The sequence below is a fragment of the Nocardia flavorosea NBRC 108225 genome, assembly GCF_001613385.1.
GTDB classification, from domain to species: Bacteria; Actinomycetota; Actinomycetes; order Mycobacteriales; family Mycobacteriaceae; genus Nocardia; species Nocardia flavorosea.
This window is the reverse complement of record NZ_BDCG01000012.1, coordinates 538,572-552,974: the sequence shown is the minus strand read 5'-3', so window position 1 is coordinate 552,974 and position 14,403 is coordinate 538,572. Positions and strand designations below refer to the sequence as shown.

11 protein-coding genes are annotated in these 14,403 nt (G+C 68.0%); 5 read left to right on the top strand and 6 right to left on the bottom strand.

Annotated features, from left to right (window positions below):
* Nucleotides 1–294 precede the first annotated feature (294 nt).
* From NFL01S_RS15540 to NFL01S_RS15530, 3 genes are all read left to right on the top strand, one after another.
* Nucleotides 295–519: a hypothetical protein gene (locus NFL01S_RS15540; RefSeq protein ID WP_033246829.1), complete on the top strand. Its 225-nt coding sequence runs from the start codon at nt 295–297 to the stop codon at nt 517–519.
* Entirely contained in the window at nt 516–1,814 is a 1,299-nt protein-coding gene (locus NFL01S_RS15535; protein WP_062975744.1) for a hypothetical protein, read from the top strand. Before NFL01S_RS15540 ends, NFL01S_RS15535 begins: the two co-directional genes overlap by 4 nt.
* 169 nt (nt 1,815–1,983) lie before the next feature.
* A complete protein-coding gene (locus NFL01S_RS15530) occupies nt 1,984–2,484 on the top strand; it encodes a L,D-transpeptidase (protein ID WP_062975959.1) in 501 nt (166 codons plus the stop codon).
* Between the two features lie 238 nt (nt 2,485–2,722).
* On the opposite strand, the gene NFL01S_RS15525 is transcribed toward NFL01S_RS15530, so the two are convergent.
* Entirely contained in the window at nt 2,723–2,974 is a 252-nt protein-coding gene (locus tag NFL01S_RS15525; RefSeq protein WP_062975741.1) for a hypothetical protein, read from the bottom strand.
* Between the two features lie 10 nt (nt 2,975–2,984).
* On the bottom strand, nt 2,985–4,715 hold the full coding sequence (locus NFL01S_RS15520) for a sodium:solute symporter family protein (RefSeq protein WP_062975739.1): 1,731 nt from the start codon (nt 4,713–4,715) through the stop codon (nt 2,985–2,987).
* Between the two features lie 245 nt (nt 4,716–4,960).
* Here NFL01S_RS15520 and NFL01S_RS35460 point away from each other — a divergent pair, with 245 nt between their 5' ends.
* Nucleotides 4,961–7,537 (top strand): hypothetical protein, encoded by a 2,577-nt coding sequence (locus NFL01S_RS35460; RefSeq protein WP_157116551.1) that lies wholly within the window; start codon nt 4,961–4,963, stop codon nt 7,535–7,537.
* A 200-nt stretch (nt 7,538–7,737) separates the two neighbouring features.
* Here NFL01S_RS35460 and NFL01S_RS15510 read toward each other — a convergent pair whose 3' ends face one another.
* A complete protein-coding gene (locus NFL01S_RS15510) occupies nt 7,738–8,619 on the bottom strand; it encodes an alpha/beta fold hydrolase (protein WP_062975735.1) in 882 nt (293 codons plus the stop codon).
* Nucleotides 8,620–9,360: 741 nt separating this feature from the next.
* On the opposite strand from NFL01S_RS15510, the gene NFL01S_RS15505 reads away from it, so the two are divergent.
* Nucleotides 9,361–10,116, top strand: a complete 756-nt coding sequence (locus NFL01S_RS15505; RefSeq protein ID WP_062975733.1) for an SDR family oxidoreductase — start codon at nt 9,361–9,363, stop codon at nt 10,114–10,116.
* 298 nt (nt 10,117–10,414) lie between these two features.
* Here the strand turns inward: NFL01S_RS15505 and NFL01S_RS15500 are convergent, their stop codons facing one another.
* The 3 genes from NFL01S_RS15500 to NFL01S_RS15490 are packed head-to-tail and all read right to left on the bottom strand — an operon-like array spanning nt 10,415 to nt 14,098.
* Nucleotides 10,415–10,873 (bottom strand): MarR family winged helix-turn-helix transcriptional regulator, encoded by a 459-nt coding sequence (locus tag NFL01S_RS15500; protein WP_062975731.1) that lies wholly within the window; start codon nt 10,871–10,873, stop codon nt 10,415–10,417.
* Nucleotides 10,874–10,887: 14 nt separating this feature from the next.
* Complete coding sequence (locus tag NFL01S_RS15495) at nt 10,888–11,523, bottom strand: type 1 glutamine amidotransferase family protein (RefSeq protein ID WP_062975729.1); 636 nt, start codon at nt 11,521–11,523, stop codon at nt 10,888–10,890.
* 40 nt (nt 11,524–11,563) lie between these two features.
* Nucleotides 11,564–14,098, bottom strand: coding sequence for a CaiB/BaiF CoA-transferase family protein (locus tag NFL01S_RS15490; RefSeq protein WP_245670708.1), 2,535 nt, complete (start codon nt 14,096–14,098; stop codon nt 11,564–11,566).
* Nucleotides 14,099–14,403: the final 305 nt, after the last annotated feature.

Genomic DNA, 14,403 nt, shown 5'->3' with positions numbered 1-14,403 from the left:
GGGCAGATCGGCGGCCGGGCCGCAACTGATGTGCGACAGCTGCGGCGGTGGGGAGCGCGTACACACCTCCCACCGGGAACGGACACAGACGGCGGCGGCCCCAGGACTGCAACGGAACCTGCGGTAGCGTCACGCGTACCCGACGTGATGTGAGACACGACAAATTGCAGGCAGATAACGCCAGATGTGAATGGCCTTACGGTCATGAGGATTCGGCATATCGTCGTGCGGGTAATACACGGGACCGGCGGTGGATTCGCGGCTGCCGGCCCGCGAGTGAGATACAGGAGCAGAATGAGTGCCAAAACCGAACTCGTCCGCGAACTGAACGGACCTACCGCAGCCTCGGAAATGCTCTCCGACCAGGAGATCGAGGATCTGCTCGGACTGTTCCGCAGCGCCCAGCAACAGGAGAAGGAACTGCTCATCGAGGCGGTCAACGGTATGATCCGCTTCTTCCCGCCGCCGTTCAAAACGATCACGCGCCGGATCATGTTCGGGGATCTACTCGAGAAATGAGCGATCTGGTCACCCGCGCGCAGATGATCCTGCTGGCGCGCACACTCCATGTTCCCGTCGAACGCATCGCCTATCTCGAACGGCTCGGCGCCGAACACCTGCACGAACTCGAACAGCGGATTTCCGGGCGGATCTTCGAATACCACGGCGAAATGTTCAAACGGATCGGCCGCCTGATCCCGATCATCCCGCTGCAGGTATCGCTGCCCCTGGTTCAGCGCATCGTGCCACCCATGATGACCGGCCGCGCCGCGGGTGCCGTCGGTGTCGAGTACCCCGATGCCGCGGCCGATACGCTCACGATGCTCAAAACCGAGTACGCGGCGGACTGCACACCGTATGTGGATCCCAAGGCGCTCGGCGAACTGGGCGACATCATGGCGGCCGAGCCGTTGGTCGCGATCGTGAACGAGGTCCTGCGCCGTAAGGACCACATCACCGCCGGGCCGTTCCTCGAATACGCCTCCCCGAAGATGGTCGAAGCCGTCGAACGCGGAACCCTCGACGACGAGGGCATCATCTTCTCCGCCGCCTACGCCTACTCCGCGCCCGCCGTCAGCAACATACTGCGCCAGTTGCTGGATGGCGGATCGCAGCGTATTCCCCGGATGATGGAGAACGTCCTGGCAGGCTCGCCGGAACTGCAGGAGGCCGCGGTCTCGGTGATGTCGCGCGCCGAAGCGGATGTGGTCTACCGGATCGGGGATATCCTGTTGTCCCTGGCCACTCCGGAGGCTCTGGGCAAGCTCGCGGCGCACACCATCCAGCGGGGCGCGGCGCCCGAACTGATGACCTTCGTGTCCAAATTCAGTCAGCCCGGGCTGCAGCGGATGGCGATGAACCCGATTTTCGCCAATACTGCCGCGCTCATCGCCATCGTCGAATCGCTGATCGTCGCGTTCAGACCCGGCCCGTGGAAAGGGCTGCTGTTGCTGGCCGAACGAAGCCACCCCGATGTGCAACGGTATGTCGCCGGGCTGGTTGCCCGGATGCCGGTGGAACAGATCTCCGAACTGCCCTCGGTGGCCAACGCCGACGATCTGTGGCCCACACTGTTACGTTTGCTGGCCGTTGCCGAGGAGCCCGCGCAGCGGCGGATCGGTGTGGTGTGGGCCCAGTTGCCGGCTGAGCGGCGTGCCGGCTTGCACCGGCGGATAGCGGAGCTCGAGTTGGAAGGCCGACTGGCCGGGATCGTCGAAGAGGTCCCCAACGTCTCGGTGGAGGAGGTGTTCTACCAGCGCCGGCGGCGCATCCGGCGACGTGGTGCGCCCTCCGACAGTTGGAGTGTGGTCTGACCGGTGGGCCGTATCCGCCATGGATTTGCGCCCGGATCGGCGCGTCTACGGCGAATGCGGCCCATGAATCATCGAACTTCAGTACCGTCGAATAGTTCTCTTGATCTTAGCTCTGGATTTGCTGGCCCCGCCGAATCGGCGGCGGATCGAGAAAAGAGGTCGGTACGAGATGAGCAATCGCTATTTCCCCCAGCGGATACGCCGGATGGCCGCACTCACCGGGGTCGCGGCGGCGGTACTGGTGCCGGCGGCACCCGCCGTCGCCGAGCCGCTGTGGCCCAACGGGCCCAACGTCCCCGGGGTGCCGGCGATCATCCCGGTCGAGGCTCCGTGCTCACCCGCGGCGCGCGCCTGTCTGCGGCTGTCGACGAACGAGGTCTGGCTGATGGACAACGGCAAGGTGGTCTACGGGCCGACGCCGATGTCGCACGGGATGGACGGTTACGAGACCCCGCCCGGTGTTTTCGACGTGGACTTCAAACGCCCCTACCACTGGAGCACCATGCATCACGCCCCGATGCACTACGCGGTGTTCTTCAACGGCGATATCGCCTTCCACATCGGGCCGACGGAAGCCGAGTCGCACGGCTGTATCCGATTGACCGAGCCGGGCGCGGTCGCCGTCTACCACTATCTGAACCCGGGCGATGTGGTCGAAGTAGTCCCCTGATGCCGGCGCCGGCGCCGGCCGGGACGGCAAGTCTGCGACCCGGTCACCGATGTGCTTGCACGATTTCGTACGCTTGGCCGATGTGGATCATCGTGGCTGTATCAGTCGTCAGTTGCCTGCTCATCGCCGTCGGCTTCGCGCTCGGCCTGCCGGACTGACACCGATTCGGCCGGCCCGGAACGCTACCGGTTCGCCTCGGGCGGACCGGTAGCTGTCGTTGCGGCGTCGAATACCGTGGTCAGTCCCGGCCGGTCGGCTCTTCGCTCCCGGCGTCGGGTGCGGGTCGGTCGACGGCCACCGGGCGCAGCCGGGCCCAGGCCAAGAAGGCCAGGGCCACGACGAGCATGCCCAGGCCCGCCCACAGGTTCACATTGATACCGCCGGTTTTGGCTTCTTCGGCGGCGGTATCGTGGACCAGACCGGTAATCACCAGGACGATGCCGTAGAGGCCGAGCAGGCCGCCGACGATGGTGCGGATATCGAAGAGCACGGTCGTAGTCCTATCCGGTCGCGATATTGAGGATGATCACGAGCACCAGCGCGATACCCGCCAGCAGCACCGGCCGCTGATACCAGGGCAGCGTGGCGGCCTCCGGGTCGGTGCGCATTTCGCGCGGTGTCTGCGAGTACACCAGCCCGACGAGTTCGGCGGCGGGTTTCGGCGCGGTCACCATGGTGACGGCCACGCTGACCACGATATCCACCACGAAGGCGGCACCCGCCGCGACGAAGCTGACGCCCTGGCCCGACAACGAGAACACGCCCGTCTCGTTCAGGACGAAGATCGTGACCGCTATCGCGGTACCGGCCACCAGACCCGTCCAGCCGGCGGCCGGGGTCATCCGTTTCCAGAACATACCGAGGATGAAGGTCGCGAACAGCGGCGCGTTGAAGAAGCTGAACAGGGTCTGCAGGTAGTCCATGATGTTGCTGAACCCGCCCGCGATGAACGCGGTGAAGATCGCCGCGACGGTGGCGCCCACGGTTGCCAGCCGGCCGACCGTCAGATAGTACTTATCGGACCGGTCCTTGACGACGTACTGCTGCCACAGGTCGATACTGAACACCGTGTTGAAGGCAGATACATTGGCTGCCATCCCGGCCATGAACGCCGCCAGCAGCCCGGCCAGCCCCACACCCAGCAGGCCGTTGGGTAGCACTTCCTTCATCAAGTACAGCAGCGCCTGGTTGTAGGTGACGTCGCTGTCGATATCCGGGTTCGCGGTGACGGCCTGTTTGTACTCGGCCATCTGCGGTACCAGCACGGCGCTGATCATGCCGGGAATGATCACGATCAGCGGGATCAGGATCTTCGGGTAGGCGCCGATGATCGGGGTACGGCGGGCGGCGGCGATGGAATGTGTTGCCAGCGCGCGCTGCACCTCGACGAAGTTGGTGGTCCAGTAGCCGAAGGAGAGCACGAAGCCCAGGCCGAAGACGATGCCGAGGATGGACAGGAAATCGTTGGCGAAACCGGACAGGGCGTTACCGGGCCAGGAATCCAGCTGTTCGGGACCGCCGGGGGACGTGGCCACCTTGTCCTGCAACCCGGACCAGCCGCCCACCCGGTGCAGGCCGATCAGGGTGAGCGGCAGCAGCGCGGCCACGATGACGAAGAACTGCAGTACCTCGTTGTAGATCGCCGCCGACAGTCCCCCGAGGGTGATGTAGGACAGCACGATCACCGCCGCCGCGATCACGGCGACCCACAGCGGCCACCCCAGCAGCACATTGAGGATGGTGCCGAGCAGGTACAAGTTGACCCCGGCGATGAGCACCTGGGCGATCGCGAAACTGAGCGCGTTCACCAGATGCGCGCCGGTGCCGAAGCGACGGCGCATGAACTCCGGAACACTGCGCACCTTCGAGCCGTAGTAGAACGGCATCATCACCACGCCCAGGAAGAGCATGGCCGGCACCGCGCCGATCCAGAAGTAGTGGAAGGCAGGGAAACCGTATTCGGCGCCGTTGGCCGACATCCCCATGATTTCGACGGCACCCAGATTGGCCGAGATGAATGCCAGGCCCGTCACCCAGGCGGGCAGCGACCGCCCGGACAGGAAGAAGTCCATACTCGACGAGACGCGTTTTCGGGCCAGTAGGCCGATACCGAGGACGAAAACGAAATAGAGCGCGACTATCGCGTAGTCGATGGCTTGGGCGTCGAGTCGCAGCACCTCACCTTCCGCGAAAGTGGAGACGACTTCCTGGGAAACTTCGAACTGCGGCATACGACGTTCTCCTCGAAGCGGCCACGGGCAACCGCGTGCGGTTCACCGCATCGGCACCACCGATGGCCGGCCGCACTACCAGATCGGCTCTGGTGCATAAAACGTACCGCGCGTGCCGGTGGCCCGGGCTGTGTTGATCAAAGCCGGGCGTGTCCGTCGGGGGACGTACTCCGCCGGCCCGCTTCGGCCTCCGCTGATATGCACGAATGCGTACGCGTGCGTGCGGGCGCAGCCACTCGTGTGCCGTGCCGCGGATTGCTACCATTGACGACGGCGCAGCCAAACATGTTGTGCGCCAGGGGATTAGACCGTCCCCTGGCGCCGGTGTGGTGTGCGTGGGTTTCGTGGTCACCGAAGTAGGGGTTGCCGTGATTGTACGCGTGCAGAGTGCCGAATTGTCCAGCGTGCAGCGCTTCGTGCTCCGGCTGATCGGTGACTGGGGCGCGGGTTCCGAGCGTATCGGCGGTATCGCCCTGCTCGGTTGTCCGTTGCCGCGGCCACGTCGCCGCTCGACTACAACGGCGGACCTCCTGATCTGGACGCCGTACGGGTGCACTCTGGTGCTACTGGCGGATTTCGGATCGGTCCAGCACGGCGCACTCGACACACCATCGGCCGGTCGATGGTGTGTCGGTGAGCGCGCCGCGGATCTGCGCACAGGATCCGGGGCCGTCAATCCGCTGCAACGGGCCCGGCGGCAGCGAGCCGAACTGGCAGCGATATTCGGCCGGGCCGGTGTGCCCGATCGGATCGATGTGCTCGTGGTCCTCATCCCGAAAACCGGATCGCGCATCAGCTGGACCAGGCCGCCGCAGGAGCCGGGCGAAGAAACGATCATGGTCCGGATCGGGCAGTCGACGGGATTCACCGAGTATTTTCAGCGCCCGCCCGACCGGCCGGAGTGCGTGCGTGCCACCGATATCGCCCAAGCGTTTTCGGCGCTCGGAGTGCCGCTGTCCGTGCCGGATCCAGAGGAGATGGCGGCCGAAGGATTCGTGATCACGGCGGCCGGCACCCTGATCGGTACGCCCACGCCCACGCCGACGGATTCGGCAGGCCGGCTGCGGAAAACAGGACTTGCGCTGTTCGGAGGAACACGCCGTCGAGCGGCCCAGCCGCATACCGCGTTTCCTGGGCCGGTCGGCGGCGGAGCCTATGAGCAGGCGGAACGCGCCGACGCCGTGCTGAACCCCGTTGCCTCCGGGCTCCCTGAAGAACGTGCAGTTCACGGCACCGCCGTGAGTTATCCGGCCGATCGGGAACCGGCATCCGGTGGTACAGATGCGCTGCCGGACGCATCTGACGACCGTGTCCATATGGCTCCTGCTCCGCGGCACGACCATTCGGATGCCTCCATGAGCCGGTTCGGTGCGCGCGGGGCGACCGAGTTCGACGGGTCGGATACGGACGCGGATGTCGTGGGGAGCAATTCGGCGGGGCGGTCGGCGGCTCCCGGCCGGCCGGGAGCGCAGGAGAATACGGAGATTCCCGGCGAGTCCGGTTCGGGGCGTCCGAGTGCACCGGTGTCCGAGGTGTTCTCACCGCAGGACTGTTCGGCGAAAGACCCGGCGGATGGGGTTGTGGCGGGCCGCCGGACGGGAAAGGCAGTGCGGCAATCGGATGCGCGGCGCGGTGCGGCGGCGAGGGCATCGCGGTCACTGCCGGAGGCGAAGCCCTTGTCGTATTCTCCTTTGCGGTCGGCGGAGCGGGTTTCGGATCGGACGTCCCGATCCGCGGCAGCCGATACCCGGTCCGGGCGGACGACAAGCGCGGTGTGGATGCGCGGCCTGCGCGGCAGGCTACTCCGGACCGCCGTAGGAGGAGCGGAAGATGCTCCGCGCCCGAGCGTTTCCAGCACGTCGCTGAATGGGGAAGCTTCGGCGGAAAAACTTCGAACCGGCGGGGAAGAACGTCCTGTGGGCGTGACGATCGGCGGTCCGGCGCAACAGCCGGCGCCCGGAACTCCCGGACACGGAGCGCGCGGATTCACCCAGGTCGCGGTAGGTGTCCGGCGTCGGCTCACCGGTATTCGGCAGGCTCCGGTCAGTAGGCGAGAGCGCCGAACGGTGGCGTGTTCGGCAGGCAGTCCGTGGCTGCCGGGCCATCCGCAACCGGGTCACGGCCTGCGGGCATCGGGGCGGCCGGGGTCGGGACAGCCCGTGCCGGGGGCCGTAGCCGGGAACACGGGGGAGAACGCCGGCGGTGGCCGCGGTGCGCGGTACGCCGCGGCGGTCGGGGCGGCAGCGGCGGTTTTGGCAGTGGTGGCAGGCACCGTGTTCGCGGCGTCCGGGTTCGCCCGGTTCGAGGTGGCGGAATACGGGGCGGTGTGCCATGGCGGGGGCGGTACGACGGTCGCCGCGCCGTATACGGCCAGCGGATCGAGTCCTGTGCATCTGGCCGGCGGGCTTTCCGAGATCACTGCGTTCGGCCCATCCGCGGTGTGGCATCCCGTCGACGCACGGTCGGTGCAGCTGGTGGCCTGTGTATCGGAGGGCAGGCTCGGAGACCTGGTACGGACCTGCCAGTACTCGCCCGCGCCCGGCCATCCGGTCGGGCGGACGCTGAACCTGTTCGCGATGGCATACCGGCTCGATGTGTACGAGGCCAGGACCGGGAACCGGCTGGCGGCGCTCGACCTCACCGGTGAACAGTTCGCATCCGATCCGGCTTCGACGGAACCGGACCGATGCCGGGCGGCCGCCGGAGCGCCGGAGGAGGGGCTTCCAGGGCGACGGCACAGCCGATTGTCGCATCAGCAGATCCAGCGTGCACTCGCCCCGTTCGTGACTCCGGCGGCTCCCCATATCCAGGCGGCTCGCTGACCGGTCGATGGCCGGACATCGAGCAACCCGGCAGCGGATGCCGTCCCGGCAGGCTACCGGCCATGGTTGCATACAGTCGAACTGTCCGGGGCGTTGCCTCGAGGTATGGGCGAACGGGTCGCGGGGTTGTCGACGAGCAGTACCGGCGGCCGGTGCCGCCATCGACACCGACTCCGGCCGCCGACCGGTGGGCGCTCGGTTCAGGAGGTTCCGGGGCGATCCAGAATCTCGCGCAGGACGGCGGCGAATGCCTCGGGCTCGCCGGTCATCCCGAATTCGCCCCCGGTGAAACCCGCGTGCCCACCCGGGAAGACGACGGCCTCGCGGTCTAGGGCAGCGGCGAAGGCGATAGCGGCGCGGGCACACAGTTCGCCGGCCGAGGCGCGGCCCGTACCGAGCACAATGCGGGTGGGTGCTGCGGCGAGTGCTGCGGGATCGTGTTCGTGGCCGCAGCAGGACAGCAGATGCGGGCCCACCATCGGGTCGTCGCGGGAGCCGTCGTCGGCGACGGGGAGACCGAACTGGGCGGGATCGGGGGCGGGCCGGTCGGTGTAGTCGGCGGGGAGCGCGCCGCGGTGCGAGATGAGGGTGATGAATTTCGCCATGGCGGGGCCGAGCCCGGCCCGTTGATAGGTGGCGGTGATATCGGTGGCGACGGCGAGTATCCGGTCGCGGTCGGGCAGGAACTGGACCGTCGGCGGTTCGTGGGCGACCAGTGTGCGCACCAGTTCGCCGTGCCGGGCCACCAGGGTGAGCGCGTTGACCGCGCCGCCGCTACTGCCGAGGATGTCCACCGGTCCGGTCGCCAGCGCTTCGATGATGCGCCGGATATCGTCCGCGTGTTCCTCGGGGGTACCGGAGGTGGTGCCGTCGTCGCGGATGCTGCGGCCGATACCGCGCGGGTCGTAGGTCACGACGGGCCGGTCGGTGAAGTATTCCGCCAGGGTGCCGAAACCGGTCGCGTCCATGGGAGAGCCCACCATCAGTAGCGGCGTGAGTTCACGTCCGTGCAGGTCACCGCGGATATCGTAGGTGAGGGTCGCGCCGGAGGCGGCCAGCGTGCGGGTTTCCATATCGGTCATAGCAGTCCTTCGGAGGGGCGGGGGCTTATATGAAGACGGTGCGAACCCGGAGAATTGAGCGCTGGGTTTCGCGTCGCCGGCGACCGCATGCCGTTCCGTGCCGGGGCGGCCGTCCGGCTTCCGGCCGGGGCCGTCCGCCCACACCGGCCGGGGCGTCACCGCCGACCGCGTCGGCACCAGCAGCCGGAGCGTCACCGGCGCCTGCCGGGCGGGCCGGTGGGTGCCGGGCGGCAACTACCGCGCACGACCGATCGGTATTGCCGGTCGGCACGGTCGGCTCCGGCCGGTGCACGGCCGTCGAAGCCACGCCGGGCCCCGAGGCGGTGCGCACTCCGGCCGCGTAGACAGGGTGTCCTGCCGCCCCCGAGTGCTACTCGGCGTCAGCCGCGAGGCGATCGTCGACGGAGCGCCGCAGCCGGGCGGGCCGTGTTCCCCGGCCGCACAGCTGATTCCCGGGCGCGAGGCGGCCACGCAGCGCACGGCGACCGGCCGCTCGATACTTGTCCGCTTTCACCGGCCGCTCGGCCGGACGGGGCATGCGAGTCCCGCCGCCGCACAGGCCGTCACGTACCTGGCCGCAATCGCCGACGGCCGGGCTTGCCGGGGCATGATGCCTACCGCTGTGTCCACGCCGATATGCGCGGTTCCGGGCGAGCCGGGCGACCGTAGCGAACTACGCTCGGACCTGCCGACCACCGCCGCGCCGTCACCGGTACGGCCGACCTCAGGAGATGCACCACCATGGCTACAGGTTCGATTCTCATCACCGGCGCCAGTTCCGGTCTGGGCGCCGAGATGGCGCGCCAGTTCGCCGCGCTCGGCTACGACCTGGCCCTGTGTGCCCGCCGGACCGACCGGCTCGACGAACTCGCCGCCGAGATCGCGGGTGTTCATCCAGCGGTCCGGGTCCGGACGGCGGCCCTGGACGTCACCGATTTCGATGCCGTGCCGCGGGTCTTCGACGAGTTCGCTGCCGAGTTCGGCCGCCTGGACCGGGTGATCGTCAATGCCGGCCTCGGAAAAGGCGTGCCCTTCGGGAAGGGCGGTGACCGGCCCAACCGGCAGACCGCGATCACCAACTTCCTCGGCGCCATGGCACAGATGGAAGCCGCCATGAAGATTTTCCGGGCGCAGAGCGGCGGTCATCTCGTGGTGATCTCCTCGATTTCCGCGCTACGCGGGATGCCCAAGACGATGACCAGTTACGCGGCGAGTAAAGCCGGAGTGGCGGCGATGGCCGAAGGTATTGCCGCGGAAGGTGTTCCGGGGGTGGACGTCTCCATCATCTTCCCGGGCTATATCGCTTCGGAGATGAACGAGAAGGCAGCCCATCCGCCGAAACTCCTGGTCGATACCCGGACCGGTGTGCGTTCCATGGTGTCGGCGATCGAAAAGCGCCGGTTCAAGGCCTACACCCCGGCGTGGCCATGGGTTCCGTTCGGTTACGCGATGAAGGTGCTGCCCCTGCCGATCGTGCGCCGGATTGCCGGTATCTGAACGAGGACCGGCCGCCGGCGGCAGGCCGTGCGCCCTGACCGGGCTGTGCCGTTCGGTCCGCGGCCCTACAGCATCGAACCGCTGAAGGGCCCAGGATGGCCGGCACCCGGCCGTGCAGCGGGCGAATAGTTCGCGAATGCGCGGTGCGGTGTCGCGCGGTGCGCAGACACCGGGCTGCACTCCGCTACCGCAAGTTCGCCGTCGTCGACTCGGTATATCGATACCGTGGCGGCCCTGGGCGTCTGGGTCGCCACCGACGCAGCCACCGGGTCCGGGGGCCCGGTGCCGCCGGAGCGGGCTAATCCGATTCGCCGGCGCCTTCGATACCGTCGACGGCGGCCGACAGTTCGGCGAGGGCCTGGACGATCTCGGTCAGCCGTTCCGCACCCACCTGTTTCGCGAGGCGAGCGGCGAACTCGCTGTGACGCGGGCCGAGACGGTCTATAGCCGCCTGTCCCTCAGCGGTAACGGCCACGAGTTTCGCGCGCCGATGTGCCGGATTGGGCCGGTATTCGGCGAGGCCGCGGGTCACGAGCAGGTCCGCGATGCGCTGTACGCTCTGGCGGGTCACGCCCATGGTGCGAGCGATACCGGCCACCGGTAGCGGTTCGTGCAGGACGGCGCCGAGAACCTGCCACCAGGCGGCGGTGAGTCCGGCGGGCTCGGCCAGCTTCTCGGCGAGGGCGAGGAACTGACCGTTGAGCCGGAACGAGGTGATGGCGGCGGTGCTGAACAACTGCTGTGCGGAGTTCTCCATCGCGGGCGCCGGCGTCAGCTCGCGGCCTGCCGGGCCTCGTATTCCGCCAGAACCGCGTAGCCGGCCGGATCGCCCTGGCCGAACAGCCGGTACCAGCCGTCGAGTACGGCGGGTTCGTAGATGTCCAGGGCGGCGAGTACTTCGCGGGCGAATTCGAACGGTGCGGTCGAGTTGGCGGTGATCACGCCGCGGCCGGTGACGGCCGGTGCATCGGTGTAGTGGCCGCCGCCGGAATAGCCGCTGGCGGAGAGATATTCGGCGATATTGCTGGTGTGTGCGCGGTCGTCGAGCAGTCCGGCCGCGGCGAGTCCGAACGTGGCGCCGCAGATCGCCGCGACCGGTACTCCGGCGGCGGTGAACTGGCGGGCTTTGTCCGCGAAGGCGTCCAGTTCGCCGCTGTCCCAGCCGTCGGCGCCGGGCAGGATGAGCATGGCGCTGTCGGTGGGAGACAGATCGGCCAGGGTGAGGTCGGGCAGGATCCGCATTCCGCCCATGGTGGTGACCGGTTCGGTGCCGGCACCGACCGTGCGGATGCGGTACCGGCCGGGTTCGCGGTGCCAGTTGCCGTTGTTGATATGTGCGGTGGCCGCGCCGACCTCCCAGTCCGCGAGGGTGTCGTAGACGGCCAGGTGCACGGTTTCCGTAAGCATGACAACATTCTGTCAATATGACAGCATGTTGTCAATTGGATCAGAAGCCCGGTGACCCGCCGATCACTTTGTCCTTTTCCAGGGTTGCGATCTCCTGTGCCGAGTAGCCGAGTTCGCGCAGCACCATGTCGTTGTCCTGCCCCAGCAACGGAGCATGCGCGCGGTGATAGCGTGCAGGGCCGGCGGAGAAGCGGGCCGGGACCGTGCTGTGGCGTGCGGTCGGATTGACCGGATGGGGGACCGGTTCGAAAAAGTTGCGGTGGCCGAGCTGGGGAATCTCGATCTGCCGATGCGGTTGCCGGACCTCGGCGACCGGAACACCCGCCGCCCAGAGCACGTCGACGATCTCGCCGGCCGGGCGGTCCGCGCACCAGGCGGACAGATGCTCGTCGATTTCGTCGTGATGAGCGCGGCGGCCCGCGGCCGTACGAAGCGGGGGTGCCGACGCCCACGCCGGCTCACCCAGTGCCGCGGTGAGTGCTGCCCACTGTTCGTCGGTTGCGACGGCCAGGGCGACCCAGTTGTCGGACCGGCCGAATTCGTCGACTCCGGCCGCACGGTACAGATTCTGCGGTGCCGCGTGCGGCCCCCGGTTGCCTTCGCGTTCCAGAAGTGTGCCGTAGGCGGAGTATTCGATGACCTGTTCGGCGGTGATGTTCAAGGCCGCGTCCACCATGGCCGCCTCCACGAGCACGCCCCGGCCCGTATGCCTGCGATGTTCCAGGGCGAGCAACACACCGACCAGCGCATGTACGCCCGCATTCGGGTCGCCGAGGCTGTAGGGCTCGACGGGGTTCTGATCGGGATAACCGGTACGCCAGGTCAGCCCGGAGGCATCCTCGATCACGTAGGCGAAGGCCGGATTGTCCCGCCACGGTCCGTCGAGCCCGAACCCCGGCATGCGGACCATGATCGCGTCGGGGCGCAGACTGCGCACGGTGTCGTAGTCGAGGCCGATCTGCTCGATCACCCGCGGGGTGTAGTTCTCCACGATCACATCGCAGGATGCGACGAGGCGGCGCAGGATCTCGCGACCCGCATCGGTGCGGAAATCGACGGTGATTCCGCGCTTGTTCGTATTGAGCCCGGAGAAGATCCCGGATTTCTCCCACCACCGGTCCTCGTCCACCGGGACACCGGCGATGAGCCGGGTGCCGTCGGGACGCTGGGCCGATTCCACATGGATCACCTCCGCGCCCTGCAACGCAAGGTAGTGGGTGCAGGACGGACCGGCCCAGAAGGTGGTCATATCGAGCACTCGCAGTCCCTCGAACGGAAGCGGATTCCCGGCGCCGGTGGGCGCCCGGTGGGAAGCGGAGTCCGCACCGCGCCGGCGAGTACGAAGCGGGTCCGCGGTGCCGGTGAGCGACCGGTGGACGGCGGAGTTCGTACCGTGTTCGCGGGCAGTACCCGCTGTATTTCGATAGTGGCCGGTGTGCTCGCCGAGGGCGGGCGCCGGTTCGGGGGCGCGCAGCAGGGTGGGGGTTGTCCGGAACGGGGGTCCCGGTTGGACGAAACCGGACCGGGGGTTCACGGTGAAGAACTCCCGGGCCCGATGCTGGTCGATCTCGGTGACGTCGGCGCCGCCGGCCACGGGACTGTTGGGGATCCGGAATGCCGTGGCCAGTTCCCGTATCTCGGCCACCGTATGTTCGGCGAACCAGGCGTCGATCTCGCCGGCCTTCTCATTGGTGCGTTCGGTGATAGCGGGGGTGGGGTCCTCGTCGATCCATTCCGGATGACCCACCATGACGCACAGATCGAACCACTGTTGCGCGGTGCCGCAACCCACTGCGATGAGTCCGTCGGCGGCGGTGGCGACGCCGGGCCGGCTCAGCCGTCGCTGAGTGCGGAACGGCCGGTTCACGGTCTCGTAGAACGACACCGGATAGTACGACAGGCCCAGGATCTGGGTTTCCAGCATCGACAGATCGACCAGTTCACCGGTTCCGGTGCGCAGGGCGCGGTGCCGGGCGGTCAGGGTCGCGGCCGCCGCATGGGCGCCGGCGAACCATTCGCCCACCTCACCGCCGACGTGGATCGGCGCCCGCTCCGGTGCGCCCCGGCCGAGTCCGACGATGCCGCCCGACCAGGCCTGCAGGGTGAATTCGGTGGCCGGTCGTCCGGCCCACGGGCCGTCGAGGCCGAACGGGGTGATCGTAGTGACCACGAGATGCGGGTGGCGCTCGCGTAAGGCCGCCGGTGCGAAGCGCGGATCATCGGCGGGGTCACCGCCGGGCGACCAGACGACCGCGTCGGCGTCGGCGAGCAGTGCGTCCAGCAGATCGCGGTCGTCCGGCCGGGACCGATCGATGATGACACTGTGCCCGGCGCCGGTGAGGAACTGGAACAGCGCGCCGTCGATACCGGGTTCCGGTGTTGCCTCCGAGGATGTCCGGCGGCGAAGGGCGATACCCTGCGGTGGCTCCGCGAAGACGATCCGGGCGCCGGCGTCGGCGAGCAGTTTCGTGCAGTAGAGGCCGGCGACACCACCGGCCAGCGTGACGACGGCGTATCCGGTGAGCACCCCGTTTCCGCCGCGACCGCGGTGTGCTGCCGCTTCCTGCTCCGCCACGGTGCCACGCTCGGCAGGGGGGCGCGAGCTGCTCGCCGGTGACTCGGCGGTGGGCTCCTGGTACATGGGGACTCGCTTCCCACTGGGCGGTAGGGCGGCAGCCCTCCGCAGGGTTTTCGTTCACACCGCCGCTGGGCGTCGGGTACGCGATACGCACTCCGGCGACCGGCGCCGGATCGCTACCGGTGCGCGGGTTCGTCGAGTCATCGCCTCGTCACCCCTGGCCGGTGAAAACCGGCCGATCACCGTAAGCGGCCTTGTCGTCGACCGGGCCCGGCGAGTGCGATACCGGAGTGCTCGTCCGG

What these genes read in the sequence shown, in the direction of transcription:
- NFL01S_RS15540 (WP_033246829.1), top strand. Translation starts at nt 295, where the DNA reads ATGAGTGCCAAAACCGAACTCGTCCGCGAACTGAACGGACCTACCGCA.
- NFL01S_RS15535 (WP_062975744.1), top strand. Translation starts at nt 516, where the DNA reads ATGAGCGATCTGGTCACCCGCGCGCAGATGATCCTGCTGGCGCGCACA.
- NFL01S_RS15530 (WP_062975959.1), top strand. Translation starts at nt 1,984, where the DNA reads ATGAGCAATCGCTATTTCCCCCAGCGGATACGCCGGATGGCCGCACTC.
- NFL01S_RS15520 (WP_062975739.1), bottom strand. Translation starts at nt 4,715, where the DNA reads ATGCCGCAGTTCGAAGTTTCCCAGGAAGTCGTCTCCACTTTCGCGGAA.
- NFL01S_RS15510 (WP_062975735.1), bottom strand. Translation starts at nt 8,619, where the DNA reads ATGACCGATATGGAAACCCGCACGCTGGCCGCCTCCGGCGCGACCCTC.
- NFL01S_RS15505 (WP_062975733.1), top strand. Translation starts at nt 9,361, where the DNA reads ATGGCTACAGGTTCGATTCTCATCACCGGCGCCAGTTCCGGTCTGGGC.
- NFL01S_RS15500 (WP_062975731.1), bottom strand. Translation starts at nt 10,873, where the DNA reads ATGGAGAACTCCGCACAGCAGTTGTTCAGCACCGCCGCCATCACCTCG.
- NFL01S_RS15495 (WP_062975729.1), bottom strand. Translation starts at nt 11,523, where the DNA reads ATGCTTACGGAAACCGTGCACCTGGCCGTCTACGACACCCTCGCGGAC.